This is a genomic window from Moritella yayanosii (genome assembly GCF_900465055.1).
GTDB lineage: Bacteria > Pseudomonadota > Gammaproteobacteria > Enterobacterales > Moritellaceae > Moritella > Moritella yayanosii.
This window is the reverse complement of sequence record NZ_LS483250.1, coordinates 3,024,933-3,042,157: the sequence shown is the minus strand read 5'-3', so window position 1 is coordinate 3,042,157 and position 17,225 is coordinate 3,024,933. Positions and strand designations below refer to the sequence as shown.

15 protein-coding genes are annotated in these 17,225 nt (G+C 41.1%); 6 read left to right on the top strand and 9 right to left on the bottom strand.

The annotated features are described in order from the left end of the window. The first annotated feature begins 109 nt into the window (after positions 1 to 109). A complete protein-coding gene (locus MORIYA_RS14075; RefSeq protein WP_112716106.1) occupies positions 110 to 1,729 on the top strand; it encodes an AAA family ATPase in 1,620 nt (539 codons plus the stop codon). A 5-nt stretch (positions 1,730 to 1,734) separates the two neighbouring features. Further along, on the top strand, positions 1,735 to 3,144 hold the full coding sequence (locus MORIYA_RS14070; protein WP_112716104.1) for a vWA domain-containing protein: 1,410 nt from the start codon (positions 1,735 to 1,737) through the stop codon (positions 3,142 to 3,144). A gap of 144 nt (positions 3,145 to 3,288) precedes the next feature. Here the strand turns inward: MORIYA_RS14070 and glyS are convergent, their stop codons facing one another. From glyS to tusA, 3 genes are all read right to left on the bottom strand, one after another. Then, on the bottom strand, positions 3,289 to 5,361 hold the full coding sequence (gene glyS / locus MORIYA_RS14065; RefSeq protein ID WP_112716103.1) for a glycine--tRNA ligase subunit beta: 2,073 nt from the start codon (positions 5,359 to 5,361) through the stop codon (positions 3,289 to 3,291). An 8-nt stretch (positions 5,362 to 5,369) separates the two neighbouring features. After that, complete coding sequence (gene glyQ / locus MORIYA_RS14060; RefSeq protein ID WP_112718615.1) at positions 5,370 to 6,281, bottom strand: glycine--tRNA ligase subunit alpha; 912 nt, start codon at positions 6,279 to 6,281, stop codon at positions 5,370 to 5,372. A 201-nt stretch (positions 6,282 to 6,482) separates the two neighbouring features. After that, positions 6,483 to 6,731 (bottom strand): sulfurtransferase TusA, encoded by a 249-nt coding sequence (gene tusA, locus MORIYA_RS14055; protein ID WP_112716102.1) that lies wholly within the window; start codon positions 6,729 to 6,731, stop codon positions 6,483 to 6,485. Between the two features lie 153 nt (positions 6,732 to 6,884). Between tusA and MORIYA_RS14050 the strand changes: the two genes are divergently transcribed. The 3 genes from MORIYA_RS14050 (at position 6,885) to bfr (MORIYA_RS14040) (ending at position 8,213) form a co-directional block, all read left to right on the top strand. Next, the gene (locus MORIYA_RS14050) at positions 6,885 to 7,109 is read left to right on the top strand and encodes a hypothetical protein (protein ID WP_112716100.1); all 225 of its coding nucleotides are present in this window, start codon (positions 6,885 to 6,887) and stop codon (positions 7,107 to 7,109) included. Between the two features lie 125 nt (positions 7,110 to 7,234). Beyond that, positions 7,235 to 7,708: a bacterioferritin gene (bfr, locus tag MORIYA_RS14045; RefSeq protein ID WP_112716098.1), complete on the top strand. Its 474-nt coding sequence runs from the start codon at positions 7,235 to 7,237 to the stop codon at positions 7,706 to 7,708. A 40-nt stretch (positions 7,709 to 7,748) separates the two neighbouring features. Further along, positions 7,749 to 8,213: a bacterioferritin gene (gene bfr, locus MORIYA_RS14040; RefSeq protein ID WP_112716096.1), complete on the top strand. Its 465-nt coding sequence runs from the start codon at positions 7,749 to 7,751 to the stop codon at positions 8,211 to 8,213. Here the strand turns inward: bfr (MORIYA_RS14040) and MORIYA_RS14035 are convergent, their stop codons facing one another. Both MORIYA_RS14035 and MORIYA_RS14030 read right to left on the bottom strand, forming a co-directional pair. Continuing rightward, positions 8,214 to 8,408: a (2Fe-2S)-binding protein gene (locus tag MORIYA_RS14035; RefSeq protein WP_112716094.1), complete on the bottom strand. Its 195-nt coding sequence runs from the start codon at positions 8,406 to 8,408 to the stop codon at positions 8,214 to 8,216. It abuts the gene before it with no gap. Between the two features lie 64 nt (positions 8,409 to 8,472). Next, positions 8,473 to 9,450, bottom strand: coding sequence for a GlxA family transcriptional regulator (locus tag MORIYA_RS14030; RefSeq protein WP_112716092.1), 978 nt, complete (start codon positions 9,448 to 9,450; stop codon positions 8,473 to 8,475). Between the two features lie 189 nt (positions 9,451 to 9,639). Here MORIYA_RS14030 and MORIYA_RS14025 point away from each other — a divergent pair, with 189 nt between their 5' ends. Then, positions 9,640 to 11,493 (top strand): beta-ketoacyl synthase, encoded by a 1,854-nt coding sequence (locus MORIYA_RS14025; protein WP_112716090.1) that lies wholly within the window; start codon positions 9,640 to 9,642, stop codon positions 11,491 to 11,493. Between the two features lie 18 nt (positions 11,494 to 11,511). Here MORIYA_RS14025 and yccS read toward each other — a convergent pair whose 3' ends face one another. The 4 genes from yccS to MORIYA_RS14005 are packed head-to-tail and all read right to left on the bottom strand — an operon-like array spanning position 11,512 to position 17,128. Next, positions 11,512 to 13,677, bottom strand: coding sequence for a YccS family putative transporter (gene yccS / locus MORIYA_RS14020; protein ID WP_112716088.1), 2,166 nt, complete (start codon positions 13,675 to 13,677; stop codon positions 11,512 to 11,514). A 25-nt stretch (positions 13,678 to 13,702) separates the two neighbouring features. Further along, the gene (locus tag MORIYA_RS14015) at positions 13,703 to 14,959 is read right to left on the bottom strand and encodes an ABC transporter substrate-binding protein (protein WP_112716086.1); all 1,257 of its coding nucleotides are present in this window, start codon (positions 14,957 to 14,959) and stop codon (positions 13,703 to 13,705) included. Further along, on the bottom strand, positions 14,956 to 16,425 hold the full coding sequence (locus MORIYA_RS14010; protein ID WP_112716084.1) for an ATP-binding protein: 1,470 nt from the start codon (positions 16,423 to 16,425) through the stop codon (positions 14,956 to 14,958). Before MORIYA_RS14010 ends, MORIYA_RS14015 begins: the two co-directional genes overlap by 4 nt. Continuing rightward, entirely contained in the window at positions 16,415 to 17,128 is a 714-nt protein-coding gene (locus MORIYA_RS14005; RefSeq protein WP_112716082.1) for a response regulator, read from the bottom strand. Before MORIYA_RS14005 ends, MORIYA_RS14010 begins: the two co-directional genes overlap by 11 nt. Between the last annotated feature and the right edge of the window lie 97 nt (positions 17,129 to 17,225).

Below are 17,225 nucleotides of genomic sequence, written 5' to 3'. Positions count from 1 at the left end.
AAAAGAAATAGTCTACTAATTATGTATTTATTGTCCGCGATAGATAAGGTAAGGTTGAGCTCTAACATTACAATCACAGTCTTTTAAAAGGCACGAAGAGCTTATTCCTATGCAAAGAAATTTGTTATCAGAACGTATTGAAACACTAATAGATCATCTTTCTTATGGTATTTATGAACGTCGAGATGCCATAAGATTATGTTTATTAGCAGCCCTGAGTGGTGAGAGTGTATTTTTATTAGGCCCGCCTGGGATTGCCAAAAGCTTGATCGCGAAACGTATGAGTGAAATTTTTGAAGCTGAAAGTTACTTCGAATATTTAATGACACGTTTTTCAACACCGGAAGAGATCTTTGGTCCGCTATCAATTAAAGCACTGAAAGATGAAGGTAAATATGTACGTCTCACACAAGGTTATTTGCCTGAAGCGGAAGTCGTATTCCTGGATGAAATCTGGAAAGCGGGACCGGCGATCTTAAATACTTTATTAACGGTGATCAATGAGCGTACCTTCCATAATGGTATCGAGCATCAGAAAGTACCAATGCGCGTTCTCGTTTCGGCATCAAATGAATTACCAAGTGCCGATTCCGGTTTAGAAGCCTTGTATGATCGTATGTTACTCCGTTTATATTTAGAGCCGATTCAAGATAAGCGTAATTTTAAAGCCATGTTAATTCAGAAGCCATTACGTCAAGTAAACGATAAGATCGTGAAAGTGAGTAATGAAGAGTTTGAACTCTGGCAGCATGAGATTAATGAAGTACGTCTGAGTGAGCATTGTTTTGAGATTATCTACGAGCTTAAATTATTTTTAGAACAACGTAATACCAGCGGCGAGATGATTGCATCGTCGGTGTATGTATCTGATCGACGTTGGAAAAAATCAATGCGTCTGTTGCAAGCCTGTGCTTATTTTAATGGTCGTGATGAAGTAACCGAAACCGATCTATTTGTGCTTAAAGATTGTATTTGGCATGATCTGGAATCGCGTGATGTTATTATCGAAGCAACGCACCAATTTGCGAGTAAGCGTTTTTGTGATCAAGATGAAGTTAACTCAGCATTAACAAGTATCAAGAATCGGTTGATTAAACTCGATACTGAGTTTATTGATCGCTTTGCCACTCGCTTAACCGCTGATGTGTTATTGACTAAATTACGGTATAAATTAGATCGTGAGTTCGTTCGCACCTCGAGCCTGAATGGTATCCCAGGTTTATGTAAGATAGCCTTACTTGGCGAGTACGATGTATTAGAGCAGGGCTCACAAGAAACGGCAAAATGGGTGCATGTTGGACTGGATGATTTTCAAAAACAGATCCGCAGAGGTTCTTGTTTAGTGAAAGGCTACGTGAATGATCATCGTAATGATGTGTGGCTAAACTTTTCTGTGGATGCGAATCAGCATTTACAGATCCAAAACTTTGCCAATAAGAGTATTCCTGTTGCTGTAATTGTCTCTGATGCCGCATTGAATATTGATGAGAACTGGTTACAACCTTTAGCTAAAATTGATAACGAGATCACGGCAATTGCGGATAAATTGAAAAAAAGCCAGCACGAGTTTAGCTTAACTAATCATAATATTTTTGTCAGTGAGGATTTTATGGAGGATGTGGCAAGCAGTCTTGGCTCTTTATCATTAGAGTTAAATAACTTAGTGCAACGCAAAGCATCGCTATTAAACCGTTTGAATGCCATTGCGCATTTGTTTGAACAAGGCTAATTGGTATGGCTCATTCTCATAATCACAGTCCCGCAATTCGACAATTAGTTGATGATGCCTTGTTCGATATTACCGCCCGTGATCGCGTCACCAGTGATATTAAGCTGGCGTACATTGATGATTGGAAGCAGCAGATCATGAGCTTATTAGCGGATATGCCATTACCTGCTGGTTTGAGCAATGAAATTCATTTATGTGAAACAGCTCGTTTATTGAGTCCGAGCAACTTTAGAAATAAAGTTGAAGGTATTTTAAGTAAGATAAAAGCCGAATCGGCATTTTATAATACCGGCTTAACTATCTATCAGCAAAACAGAAGCATGCCGGATAATGTGTTCTTTGCGGTATTTTTAGATAGTTGGCAGCAAGCCATTGAGTTACTGCTTTATCAAGAACAAAGCCGTTTAATTGAAGAGAAACGAGAACAGTTACTGATTGAGTTAGCCGAACGTGAAGAAACCATTGAGCAGCTAGAAGATGTGCTTGATAGTGATCTGCTGTGCAATGGCGAGCGTTTATGGGATCTGGCGAAAGGTAAGTTGACCCATTTAGATACCCAATTACTGCAACGTTATGCGGTTAATTTACGTAAGAACAAAGACGTTAAAAAAATTGCCTCTGAGCTTGGACGCATGGCACTGGCGCACATTAATCCGGAAGAAACGCCAAACAGTTATGAAACTTGGGTATTGGATAATAGCTATCAAGATAATGTGCCAGATGATATGCAAGGCGTGACTTACAGTGATGAGATCTCACGAATGTTGCAAACCGAAGCGGTTAACTTAACGTTTCCTGAGTTAGAAATCATCTTTTATAAACGTTATATTGAGCGTCATTTATTAACTTATCAGTATCAAGGTGCACTGCAACAGTATAAAAAAGTAACCCAGTATCATGATATTACCGATGCTGATGAGCAAACGGGCGGGCCTTTTATTATTTGTGTAGATAGCTCAACATCGATGCAAGGTTTTCCTGAACTCACGGCTAAATCGATTTGTTATGCGTTATTACAGATCGCATTTGAACAACGGCGTCAATGCTACTTGATGATGTTCTCGAATGAGGTGATCACGTTTCCGGTTACCCAAAGCACCAGTCTATCAACCATGCTGACGTTCTTGTCATCCAGCTTTCGTGGTGGCACCGACTTGCAACCTGTCATTGAAAAATCACTGGAGTTGATGAGTTCGGCACAATATAAAAATGCTGATACCATCGTTATTTCTGATTTTATAGCGCAGAAATTACCAACCCATGTGGCTGATAAAGTACGTGCAATTAAAGCGCAAAAAAATCGCTATCATGCTATTTCATTATCATCACAAGGTAATCCAGAGTTAATGAAAATATTTGATCACGTTTGGCGTTATTCAGCCGGGCTAACAGGGCGGTTGAAGAAAGTGAAATAGTCGATGTTCCACGTGGAACATGATGAATTACATGGCCGTGTTTGTTGGTGTCGTGAATGTTTACGTTGAAAAGAGAGTTGATAGTAAAAAGCCAGCATCATCGATGCTGGCTTTTTTATACGTAAGACTAATTTTAATTAACAGTTACTTCTGTAATAGAGAAATATCCGCTACATTTAAGAATTGGTTACGCAGTGTATTGAGCAATGTTAAACGGTTAATCTTAAGCGCTTCATCATCAGCCATGACCATCACGTTGTCGAAGAATGTATCGACAACATCGCGTAATTCAGATAACTCTGTTAGTGCTTGTTGATAATCACCCGCGGCAAATAATGGCGTGAGTAATTCAACTTTCGCTTCCACAGCAGCGGCTAATGCTTTTTCTGCATCTTCTTGCAGCAGAGATGTATCGACCGTTGTATTTAGTTCACCTTCAAATTTAGCCAGGATATTACCAACACGTTTGTTCGCTGCCGCTAATGTTGCTGCAGCATCTAAACCACGGAAGTGATTTACTGCTTTCACACGCTTATCAAAATCTGCGGGTTTAGTTGGGCGACGCGCAAGTACTGCTTGAATGACATCAACGCTGATACCGGCATCTTTATACCATGCAGGGAAACGACCAAGTATAAATGCAACCACATCCGTTGATACATTTTGGTTTGATAGTTTGTCACCGAATAATACTTTTGCGGTATCCACTAAATCAACAAGATCTAAAGGCAAATCTTTTTCGATAATGATACGCAATGTACCAATCGCAGCACGACGCAGTGCAAACGGGTCTTTATCCCCTTTAGGGATCTGACCAATACCGAAGATACCAACCAGTGTATCGAGTTTATCAGCAAGTGCTACCGAACAAGCAACTAATGATTCAGGTAGGCGATCACCCGCATAACGCGGCATGTATTGCTCGTTAAGTGCGATTGCGACTTCTTCTGCTTCACCGTCGTGACGTGCATAGTGCATGCCCATCACACCTTGCACGTCAGGGAATTCTACCACCATGTTTGACATTAAGTCAGCTTTAGCCAGTAGACCTGCGCGTTGTGCGTGTTCAGTATTGGCCGAAATTTTACCTGCAATCGCAGCGGCTAGAGCTGAAATACGTTGTGATTTTTCTTTTAACGTACCCAGCTGTTTTTGGAATATAACCGTTTCTAGATCAGCAAGACGACTTTCTAATGTACGTTTCTTATCTGTATTAAAGAAGAATTCAGCATCCGCTAGGCGAGGGCGTACAACTTTTTCGTTACCTTCAATTACTTGTCTCACATCTTTACTGATGATGTTAGAAACAAAGATAAATTTAGGTAACAGTACACCGTCTTTACTGAGCATAGGGAAATACTTTTGGTTGTCCTTCATTGTGTAGATAAGGGCTTCTGCTGGTACGTCTAGGTAACGTTCTTCAAAGTTACCGACTAATGTTACTGGCCATTCGACTAACGACGTGACTTCTTCAAGTAGGGCGTCGTCGATTTCAGCAACACCGCCGTGTTCTTCTGCAGCGGCAATAACTTGCTGACGAATTACCTCTTTACGGCGTGCGTAATCAACCATTACCATGCCGTGATCTTCAAGTAGATCAACGTAGTTATCAGCGTGTGGTAATTCAAAATCACCTTTGCCGAGGAAACGGTGTCCACGAATAGTACGTGCCGCTTTAATACCTAAGATCTCACCTGCAAGCGCTTCATCACCAAATAACATCGTTACTGTATGCACTGGGCGGATGAATTGAATAGGGCTGCTACCCCAACGCATCGGCTTGCTTACGGGTAGTTTAGCTAATGCTGTTGCGACCATGTCTGCGACAAGCACTTGTGTTGCTTTACCTTTAACTTCAGATTTATGCAGTAGCCATTCGCCTTTGTCGGTTTTAATGCGACCTGCTTGCTCAACAGTAATACCATTACCACGAGCCCAACCTTGCGCCGCTTTCGTTGCATTACCGTCGGCATCAAATGCCACAGAAACCGCAGGACCGCGTTTTTCGATTACTTTATCCGCTTGAGAGTCTGCAAGTGCTGTTACTGTTAACGCTAAACGGCGAGGTGCTGCCATCCAGCTCACTTCCGAAAATTCTAAATCGGCTTTTTTTAGTTCCGCTTGGAAGTTTGCAGCAAACGCTTCTGCTAATGTGCGTAACGATTTTGGTGGTAATTCTTCAGTACCAATCTCGATTAATAAATTTTCAGTTGCCATGCTACTTCCTATTTTTCTTTGTTGCATAACGGGAAGCCTAACGCTTCACGAGATGCGTAATACGCTTGTGCAACACCTTTAGAAAGGGTGCGGATACGTAGAATATAACGTTGACGTTCAGTCACTGAGATTGCATGGCGCGCATCTAGCATATTAAATGCGTGGCCAGCATCAAGAATGCGTTCGTATGCTGGTAGTGGTAGCGGCACTTCTAAATCTAGCAGCTTTTGCGCTTCTTTTTCACTTTCATCAAAGAGAGTAAATAGGAAATCAACATTGGCATGTTCGAAGTTGTAAGTTGACTGTTCAACTTCATTTTGGTGGAAAATGTCACCGTATGTAACGGTACCCAGTGGACCATCAGTCCATACTAGGTCATAGACGCTGTCTACTTCTTGGATATACATCGCAAGACGTTCAAGCCCATAAGTGATTTCACCGGTAACCGGCTTACACTCAATACCACCAACTGCTTGGAAGTAGGTAAACTGCGATACTTCCATACCGTTTAGCCAGATTTCCCAACCCAGACCCCAGGCTCCCAATGTTGGGTTTTCCCAATTATCTTCAACGAAGCGAATATCGTGAACTAATGGATCAAGACCCACTTCTTTCAGTGAATCCAAATACAATTCTTGGATGTTTGCTGGCGATGGTTTAAGCACTACTTGAAACTGATAGTAGTGTTGTAAACGGTTTGGGTTTTCACCATAACGGCCATCGGTAGGACGACGTGATGGTTGAACGTAAGCAAATGCCATAGGTTCTGGCCCTAATGAACGTAAAAACGTCATTGGGTGAGAGGTGCCTGCACCTACTTCCATATCGAATGGTTGTACAATCGCACAACCTTGGCGAGCCCAGTAATCCTGCAGCGCTAGGATCAGCCCTTGAAAAGTTTTAACATTATATTTTGACATGATATCTGCACAATAAAGCAAAGAAATAATCATCAAAGTATACCTGCTGCGCAGATATGAATATAGGATAAATTACAATATTTGGTCTTGTTAGGGTGGTTTTCAGGTATTTTAACTTGCTTAGTAAGGCTTGGTTAGAAAAGTGGGACGGGTATCGAGGGGACGCGAATATGCCAAGGTGATACTCGCGTGTGTCGAGGGCTAGCTTACGCCTTTTTTAATCAGATATTGATACGGCAGTTGCTCTGTTTGGCTGGCCACTAAGGTGTGATCCATAAACAGACAAAAGCTGGGGATATCACGCACTGTCGCTGGATCGTCAGCAATAATTAATAACGTTTGACCTTCATCGAGTTTTCTTACTGTTTTTCGTACCATCATCACCGGTTCTGGACAGCGTAAACCAAGGGCATCTAGTTCATGTTCTGGATTTGAAAATAATGGATTCATCAGGTTTCTCTATGTGGTCAATATACGTAACTAGACTAACATTAATGAGTAGACGTAATTACGTATTGGTAAATCATGATTATGTTGTTAAATTGTTAATAATTGTGTGATGTTTATCTTGCACCGTTAAGTAACCATCAACAAGGAGTGTGTATGTTACTACAAGCCAGTGGCAGACTAAAAGTATATTCTTCAATCGCTTTTTTTTCTTTATTAATTATGCTCATGGAAGTACCTATTGCTGACACTGGTACTTGGCTCGGGGTTTTGAGCATTGTTGGGATCGCAGTTTGGGTCGAATTAAGTGATTATTTTGTCGAAGAAGACAATACTGAAAATAAAGCCGAAAAAATCAAACATGACGACGATAACAAGTAAAAATAGCAGAGGGTGTATATCGCCCTCTGTGTTGTTATCTAGCCCTCCTCATTTTATATATTGTCATGGTAAAACTTCAATTGTTATCTAAGCTTAATTCTACTATCTGTTTATTGGAGTTGATTATGAACGGTAATACCAAGGTTATCACCACCCTTAATGGATTATTGCACAATGAATTAGCGGCAATTGATCAGTATTTTACGCATTCCCGTATGCATCAGGATTGGGGATTAGAAAAATTATATGAACGTATTAACCATGAAATGCAAGAAGAGATCACCCATGCTGATGCGCTCATTAAACGTATTTTATTTCTTGAGGGAACGCCAAATTTAAAAGATCGCCGAGATTTATTAATTGGCAGTGATGTGCCGAGTATGCTAGCGAATGATTTGGTGCTGGAAATGGAAGTTGTTGGTGCTTTACGTGCCGGTATTAAAGTATGCGAAGAGGAAGGTGATTATCAAACCAGGGAAGTATTGTTGCCATTACTGGCGGATACTGAAGAAGATCATGTTTACTGGTTAGAGCAACAGTTGGGATTGATTAAGAAAATTAGTTTATCCAATTATATCCAATCACATATGGGCAGTTAATTATTATCGTATTACCCCATCTATCGTTCAGGAGTCGGTTATGCAAGGCAATACAAATATCCTCATGTTATTAAATAAGGCGCTAGGTTGTAAGCTGGTTGCGATCAATCAATATTTCTTACATGCCAGAATGTATAAAAATTGGGGCTTGGAGGGATTGGATAAAGCGGATTACAAGCAGTCAATTTTAAAGATGAAGCAAGCAGATAAGTTAATTAATCGTATTTTATTCTTGCAAGGGCTGCCGAATTTACAGGACTTAGGTCGTTTGACTATCGGCGAAGAGGCCGTTGAAATGTTGCAGCTGAATATTGAGCTAGAGTTGAGTATTCGCGTCGTTTTGCAAAATTTGATTGAAGAATGTGAAAAAAATAATGACTTTGTTAGTCGTGATATCGCCACTGAGATCTTAGAAGAAGTGGAAGAGCAAATTGACTGGATTGAAAGTCAGCAATATCTGATTGGTCATGAGGGGTTAGATAACTATTTACAATCTAAAATGTAACTAGGCAACCAGTGGCTGTTGTTGCGCTTGTTTGATTAAGGTCTGATTTAAGATCTGTTTCGTGCATTGGCAACACTTGCCACACTGACTACCGATACCAAGCTCTCCGCTTATTTTTTTCATTGTGTTAGCACCGTTATCAATACTTTTAATCAGCTGCTTATCGGTAATACCGCGACAAATACATACGTACATAAATAACCACTTTGGGCTTGGATTTACGCGGATAATAATATGAATGAGAACTATTATCAAGCCGTTAAACGGCAAAAACTTTGGCTTTTACCATGTCTCGATATTGTTTTGGAGCCATATCAAAGTGTTGTTGGAATTTCTTGTTGAAATAATAAGTGTCACGAAAACCCACTTGTTCGGCGACATCACACATAGTAAGGCCAAAGTCGCGTAATAATACTTGTGCTGTCTCTAATCTCAGGGTTAGCAGAAACTGATTTGGGGTTTGTCCTACTTGTTCTTTGAAGCGGCGATTAAAAGTACGCAGCGGTAATTGACACACATCGGCCACCCTTTGATTGGTGATCGCTTTTGCCATATTACGTTGCATCCAGTCTTGTGCGAGGGCAATTGACTCATCGAATTGCACTTGGCCGCCAACTTGATAAAAAGGTTGTTGTTGAGTGCGTGAGATTTCATGGGAAAAATGATTTTCAATCACGCTGGCGATCTTCTTGCCAAACATTTCATTAATTAAAAATAACATCATTTCTGATTGTGAGTTAATACTGCCTGCACAATACAAGCCATTTGCCGCGGTGATAGAGGCTTGACGATTGAGTTTTACTTGTGGGTATTGTTGACTAAATTGATCGTAAAAATACCAGTGTGTTGTTGCTGGTAAGCCATCCAGCAAACCGGCTTCGGCTAACCAACAAACCCCGGTACCTGTCGATAATATTTTCGCCCCCTTGTTATATTGTTGGTGTAACCAAGGAATTATTTCTGGATGTTTAATTATTGATACTAAAGGGTTTCCCCACATTGGAGGGAAGATGACCAGATCAAAATCTTGTTCGCAAGAAAAAGTGAGGTCGGGTTGTAAGCGTAATCCTGCGGTGAGCGACTTAGCCTCTAAAGTGGTCGAAATTAATTTTATTTCGAGCGGATCTTGATGTTGGGTTTTTCGATCGCGTAAGCGTGACGCGCCGGATAGCATTTCTGCGGCTAAGGAGATCCCGGTAACTAACGCTTTATCATAAAGTACGAATCCAATTTTCACATCAAGGTCCTATGCGTGGTATTTAAACTTAGTATATTTATTTGTTTATGGTTCTGCGTCTGGTTTTTATAGGCTAATAATCTGCACTGGCACGTTAGTCAGGGTTATTGGCACAGTTGAAAGTGTATTGTTAGTATAACTTGCTAGACTATCAAGCAATAGCTGAGATTCGAATTGAGATGTAATAAAATGGCAAAGTTAGCGTTAATTGTTGGTTTAGGTGGGATAAATGCAGCTGGACGTAGTTCTGGTTTCCACAGTTATAAGCGTTTAGTGTGTGATGTCCTGCAAGATGATGTCATGGCAAGTACTTGGCAAGATCTCGCCCAGCGTATGGGGTTAGATACGAGTGATATTAACGCTGACATTATTGCCCAGATCAAAGCTGGCACCTTAGTACGCCGTACCACCACGTTTGATCCAGATGCGGTGCCTTTTCAGCGTAAAGCTAAATTAGCACCTAGTGCTGAGCCTATTACATTTCAATTAAAAAAATCAAAATTGCCACAAACTATTCCAGCTAACTGGTCACTTACCGACGTTGATAATAACACCGTTGAAGTTGTTGTCGACGGTGATTTTGAGGTGTTGATTAATGACTCCATTACTTACCCGGTATCAAGTGCCGGTAATATTCCAACGGGCTTCGATTTAGATAAGTTATACAATTCACGTTCGCACCCTCGTGGTTTAAAACTAACTGTTTATGGTGCGTCTGATGCACTTAATTCACTGGGCATTGATTGGGATGATATCCTCAAATTAATTAATCCTGATGAAGTCTCTGTGTACGCAGGCAGTGCACTCGGCCAAGTAGATGAAAATTCATTTGCCGGGATGCTGTCGGCTTATTTTAAAGGTGGTCGCGTTAGTACCAAAATGATGGCGATGGCGTTAGCAGAAATGCCTGCAGACTTCATTAATAGTTATGTGATCAATAGTGTAGGGACTACTGGCACCAACATGGGGGCTTGCGCGAGTTTCTTATATAACTTGCGTCAAGGAATGTTAGACATCCAGTCTGGTAAAGCAAGAGTCGCTATCGTTGGTAATGCTGAAGCACCGGTTGAAACTGGCGTTATGGAAGGTTTCCGTGTGATGGGCGCGTTAGCAGAAGATGAACAGTTAAAAGCATTGGATAACAGTGATGCCGTTGATAACCGCCGCGCCTGTCGTCCATTTTCAACGAATGCTGGTTTTACCATGGCTGAGTCAGCACAGTTTGTGATATTGATGGATGATGAGCTGGCTTTAGAGTTAGGCGTGTCTATTTATGGTTCTGTTGCCGATGTATTTATTAATGCCGATGCCAATAAAAAATCAATTTCAGCGCCGGGTATTGGTAATTATGTGACGGTGGCAAAAGCAACTGCACTCGCTAAAGCCATTTTAGGCGAGGCGGGTTTACAGCATACTTTTGTCCAAGCTCACGGTACTGGAACGCCACAAAATAGGGTGACGGAAAGTCATATATTAAGTCAAGTCGCGACCAGCTTTAATATTAAAAACTGGCCGGTGACAGCGATAAAATCTTATGTTGGTCATTCCATGGGCGCGGCGGCGGGCGATCAACTTGTGGCGTCGTTGGGGGTGTGGCAACACGGCTGGATCCCTGGGATTAAAACCATTGACCATATTGCCGATGACGTACATCAAAAAAATCTACACATCTTAACCGACCATAAATTTGTTGGCGATAAAGGTCACGAGATGAAAGCGGTGATCTTAAATGCGAAAGGTTTTGGCGGTAATAATGCCAGTGGTTTGGTGTTATCTCCTCAGCAAACATTAACCATGCTTGAAAATAAATACGGTGCGTCAGTAGTCAGTGCTTACCAGGAAAAAAACAATCAGGTTAAAAAAACGGCTCAAGCTAATGATCACAAGGCTTGTTTTGGCGATGAAAATATTCGTTATGAATTTGGTAATGCAGTTATTGACGAAAGTGGCGTGAATATCACGACTGAAGAAGTGCGTTTACAAGGCTTTGTAAACGCCATCAAGTTAGTGCAAGATAATCCGTATCACGATTATAGCCAATAGGCTTATGACGCTTGCACGCTAAGTACGTGCAAGAGTCTCGGTAACAACATTCATTTCATTGGCCATAACCTGTAACTCTTCAGTAATTTCTGCTATCTGTTTAAGCTTCTGCATTAATAACAGCGTATGTTTATCATCATCATTTTCATAACGTTGGAGTAACTCCTCGAGTTCACTAATATAAAAATCATGGTCACTGAGTGGTGACAAAATAGTGCTTTTGGTTTGTGCTAACGCACGGGTAATCATTTGCTCCACTAAGCGTAAATCTTGCTGTAATCTTGTATCAATCATTTTATTTCTGTGTACGCCTAATGCTGACAATGCCGATAGCATGGCATGGTTACGACGAGAAATATCGTAAACATGATTTAGCTTATGGCGTTTATCGGTGGGTTCAACCTGCATATCTTTCCAAGAAGCGGTCAAGTGGCTATCCGCTATATAGGCTTTACGGCGTGACACTCGATATGGTAATTCATTGTTTTTCCCCGAGATATATTGATTGATGATCTCATGGAAGTAAGCCTGATTAGCGGTGATCGCTTCGACCAAATATTTAGGGAATTGCTTATACTGCCAGTTCGGTAGGACTAACTTAGCCAGTAAGTAGGCAATACTACAACCGGTTAAGGTATCGATAATGCGCGGGATCGAGACAGCATAACCTTGCTGATAAAGCACGTTGAATGCCAATAAAACCAGTAAGGTAATATAGGTAACGGCTCTGCTGTAATTTTGACGTAAATAATAAAAGAACAGGAATGCCGATATCGCTAATAAAAATAACTGGCTACGCTCTGTTGGAAACAGGTATAACAAGGTTGCACCTATGATGATGCCCATTAACGTACCGGAAATACGCTGTTTTAATTTAACTCGCGTCGCACTGTAACTGGGCTGTAGTACAAATAATGTGGTTAACACCACCCAATAACCATGTAGTTCAGAGGCGAAAATAATCCCTATCCCCAATGCGATGCCGATGGTTAAGCGGATCGCATGGCGAAATACTGGGCTGGATAAATGCAACGCGTTACCTAATCGTTGTTTTATCGATAGGCGTTCACGTGGTGCCATGGCTAAGCATTCATGCTCACTTGTGGGTTCGCTGTTAATTAATAGCTCATCAGCCTTGCGTAAATTACGAAACAATAATTTCAGTGGACCAAACAGTTGCCATGGTACTGATTTTTCTAATGTTAGTAATTCTTGTTTTAAAATAGCCAATGACCAAGTCAAGCCATGATCGTGTGTATAAGTTTGTTTGTATAGTGTGGCGTTACCGCGTTGCGTACAAGCGCTGGCCAGTTGCTTTAATACCTGTTCGAAACCATTAATAATCAAATCATTATTTAAATTACGTTTTAGTGAATCATAATGAAAATGGCTAGATGTCATTTTTTCATGTAATTCTTGGGCTTCTTGATAGAGGTGGATCAAGTGCTGAAGTTCATGGGGTAGGTTTTTACTCCCCATATGATAATCAATGTTGGTACGACATTCAGTCATGGCATTGACGATATTAATATTTAACGTCGATAAGGTATGGCGAATGGTTTTATGATCATGTTTTGTTTGTGAGAAAAATTTGGCTTTTTCTTGTTGGTATAAACCTAATGAAAAATAAATTTCGGCCAATTGTTCTCTGATCGGATTATATAAAGTGACCTTAAGCAGCACCGTCGAGATAATAAAATACCAAGCAGCACCGGCAATGAGGAGTAAAGAGTAAGGATTAAATTCGACTTCAGTAGTGAGTATCGCTGCGAATTCAGCATCATGGCTCAAGCCTAACATGGTGTAAACCGCAATCATCAAGGTGGCAAAACTGATGGTGACATAGCGTTGACCTAAAGAACCGAGAATGATGATCGCAAAACTAAATAAGCAGCTGCCAATTAAAAATAACAGCGGGTAAGAGAACAGCTGGCTGATTAATAATGATGATAAGGTAAAACACACAAGCGTTAATAAGCTATTAATAATGCGCTGTTTGATGCTGTCATCACCTTCTGAAATTACCGCTGCCACAATACCGAGAACGGCGGTAACTGATAATTCAGAAAGTTCCAGCACATACCCCGGGATCAATAAGGTGATGGAGGCTAAGAATGCTTTTAGCGCAATAAAAAAATTACTGTTGGCGGTTAAATAAGTCAGCTTTCGCCATGGCTGTAGCATGCGTGATGAGTCCCTTATAAAAATGTTACTGTGCGGCTTTAATGGCATTGACGAGTTGTACTACTGCCGCTTGATTGGTAATGCTTTTATCATAAATAAAATTACTGATAACCCGTGTTATTGCGGATTGCACATAGGTTGTCGTTGCCATTGCCTGAGAAAAAGTCGGCACTAATGTATTGTCTCGGGTTGCTTGTTGATAATCTAGATACGCTTGCTGCGTACAGGCATTAAAATTACTTTTATCAGTGGTCTCAATAATCGGCAGTGAACCTTTTTTGGCATTGAAATCACGCTGTAATGCTGGTGTTAATATGATACTAGCTAGGGTGTTTTGCGCTTGCTTTACTTCTGATGATACACTTTTTAATTTAAAAAAAGCAAAACTATCAACATTATAGCTAAATGTACCAGCAGTGCCAGGGAAGGGAATACAGCGGATCTTGGTATTTAATTGCTGCTTTTCTTGGAGTAATTTACCTGCTACCCAATCACCCATAATTTGTATTGCTGCTTTATCTTCAATCAAGAGTTTAGTGGATTGTTCCCAAGTTCGATTTTTGGCATTGTCGTCGATGAATAACGATATAGTGCGTAATTTAGCAAAGGCTTGGATCATTGCTGGTGATGCCAATACTTGTAGATTAAGGTCGACAAAAGCCTGTTTATATTGCTCAGCCCCTAAAATTGATAAACTGATCGACTCAAATAATATTGCATCCGCCCAAGGTTCAGAGGTATGGGCTATCGGTAAGTAACCAGCGACTTCAAGCTGTGGTAATGCGCTGATCAGCTCGGCGAGATCGCGAGGAATGGCAATATTGGCGTTGTTAAAAATTGTTGCATTGAACCATAACCAATTAATACGATGAATATTAATCGGCACTGCCACGTAATGCCCTTGGTATTTCATCACTGGCTTAATAAATTCGGGGAGCTTGGCATCCCATTGTTCTTGTTTGGCAATATCGTCAAGCGAGGTCAGAAATCCTAATTTAGCCCATTCTTGAATATTGTGGCCTTTAATTAAAGCGGCAGTAGGCGGATTACCAGAAACGGCGCGTGAGCGTAATACTGTTAAGGCGCTGTTACCACCGCCACCTTTAATGGCAAAATCGAGCCAGGTATTGTCGGTTTCTTCGACTTTATTTTGTAGTTCGCTGAGTGCATCCAGTTCACCACCGGAGGTCCACCAATGGAGTACTTCGACTTGGCTAGCAGTGGCAGAAAACGTGAATAAGCTACTCAATAATATAAACAATGGTGAGATGCTATTACTCATGACGTTACTCGTGATGAGGGTTTGTGTGGGAGTCGTAAGATCACTTTTAATCCTGAATTTTCTCTATTGTGTAAGGTTAATGTGCCGCCATGGGCGCTGGCGATATTGCGTGCAATGCTTAAGCCTAAACCTGAGCCGTCCGTGTCGGTGGCGATCCGTGTATAGGGCGTGAATATATCTTCTAACATATCTTCTGGAATACCAGGGCCAGAATCAATGAGACAGATGACGATATGCTCTTGCTGTTGCTCGACGATTAGGTGTAAAAACTCGCCATATTTTATCGCGTTTTCAACAAGATTAGTTAAACAGCGCTTTATCGCAAGTGGTTTTCCATGATAGTGAATGGCCATTTCAAGGAATTCAAAGGTGACTTTTTCTTCATTGTGATTATGGTGGTCGGTGATTTCATACAGTAATTCTTGGATATCAATCAGGGTATTGTTTTCGTGGATATCGGTATCTTTGACACACTGTAGCGCGCCTTTAACCATCATCTCTAATTGATCGAGATCCTTATTGAATTTCGCGGTTTTTACATCGTCATTGAGTAATTCGGCTCGTAAGCGTAATCGCGTGATGGGGGTTTTTAAATCGTGAGAGATAGAACGAAATAGACGCTCACGATCGTCAATATAACGTTTTATGCGCAAATGCATACGGTTAAATGCTTTCGTCGCAATCACTAATTCCGATGCACCTTTTTCTTCAAGCAGAGGTTGGTCCAAATCTTGGCTTAATGTTGCTGCTGCAGCGGCAAGTTTTTTTAGTGGTTTAGTTTGCCAGCGCATTAATACGTAGATCATCCACATCAAATTAGCCGTGATCAAAAAGATAAAAAACACCTGCTCATTATTCACGATACTATCGTCAAGAGAGACATAAGGGGCGGGGAGTAACGCGGCGATATATAACCATTCATCTGGGGCTAACATCATTTGTATGACTAATACGGGAGGATTAAGTGGCTCGAAGGTGAGAGAGTAGTGTGCCCATGATTTTGGCAGCTCAGACAGTAAGGTATCGTTATTGAGTACATGCAGATTTTTTGGGTGAGAAAAATCCGTTTTAATAATGATATTATGACCCAATTTATCACCGAGCACACGTTGAAATTCATCGAGTACGATGCGTTTCATTTCGCTGTTGGCAACGGGTTCGATATTAATTTCGACCTCATTTAATGATACAAAATAGCGGCTGCCACCAAAATCGCGTAATTGTTCTAATACAATATGACGATATTGCAAGGGTAATGAGTTAAAAAAGGTGGCTGTAGAAGCGATGTTTTGCGCCATACTCTCCGCGGTATTTTTTAAGCCTTCAAGTTCTTGGTCTTTACTGAAATTATACCAAATACTGGTTGAAATCAACTGCGCTGTGGCGATGGATAACAGCGTCAGTAATAACATTCTCGAGACTAAAGAACTGGGTAGCAGGCGGTAAAGATGCTCTTTAATCGTCATAAGAAACTTCGGTGATCAACACATAGCCGCGTCCGCGAATGGTTTTAATCAAGGTCGGACTTTTACTGTTATCGCCCAGTTTTTGACGTAAACGACTCAGTTGAATATCGATGCCTCGCTCAAGGGGCAGCGCTTCTCGACCGCGGGTCGCATCCGAAAGGGCATCCCGACTCAGTACTTGATTCGGGTTAGTCACAAATAGTTTCAGCATATTGAATTCACTGCCTGACAGTTCTGTTGTCGCGTTATCATGTTGATTAATTAATTGGCGGGTTAGTGTATCAAGCTTCCAATGAGCAAACATAAAATAACGACCTTGGGTTGGTTTGGTATAACTTGAACGGCGTAATAAGGCTTTGATGCGCGCCAGTAACTCTCGCGGGCTAAACGGTTTAGCCATGTAATCATCAGCGCCAATTTCTAAGCCGACTATGCGATCTGCTTCATCAGAATTTGCCGTTAATATGATGATAGGTACTTGTGAGGTTCGGCGAATTTTTTGGCATAAGGTAAAACCATCATCACCAGGCATCATCACATCTAAGACAATCAGATCGGGCGTATTGGTGGCCAAGACGCGTTGCATTTCTTTGCCTTCACCGGCGGTCAGCACTGAAAATCCAGCTTGATCGAGATATTCACTGAGTAACTCTTTGATCTCAATATCATCATCAACGACTAATATTTGTTTTTTTGTGCTCATGCCTAGTCCATTATTTACATTGCCAATGTGTATTGAACCGCTTGGAGGGGAAAATTTCAAGAAGAAGATAAAAAAAAGCCAACTATCGTCATAGTTG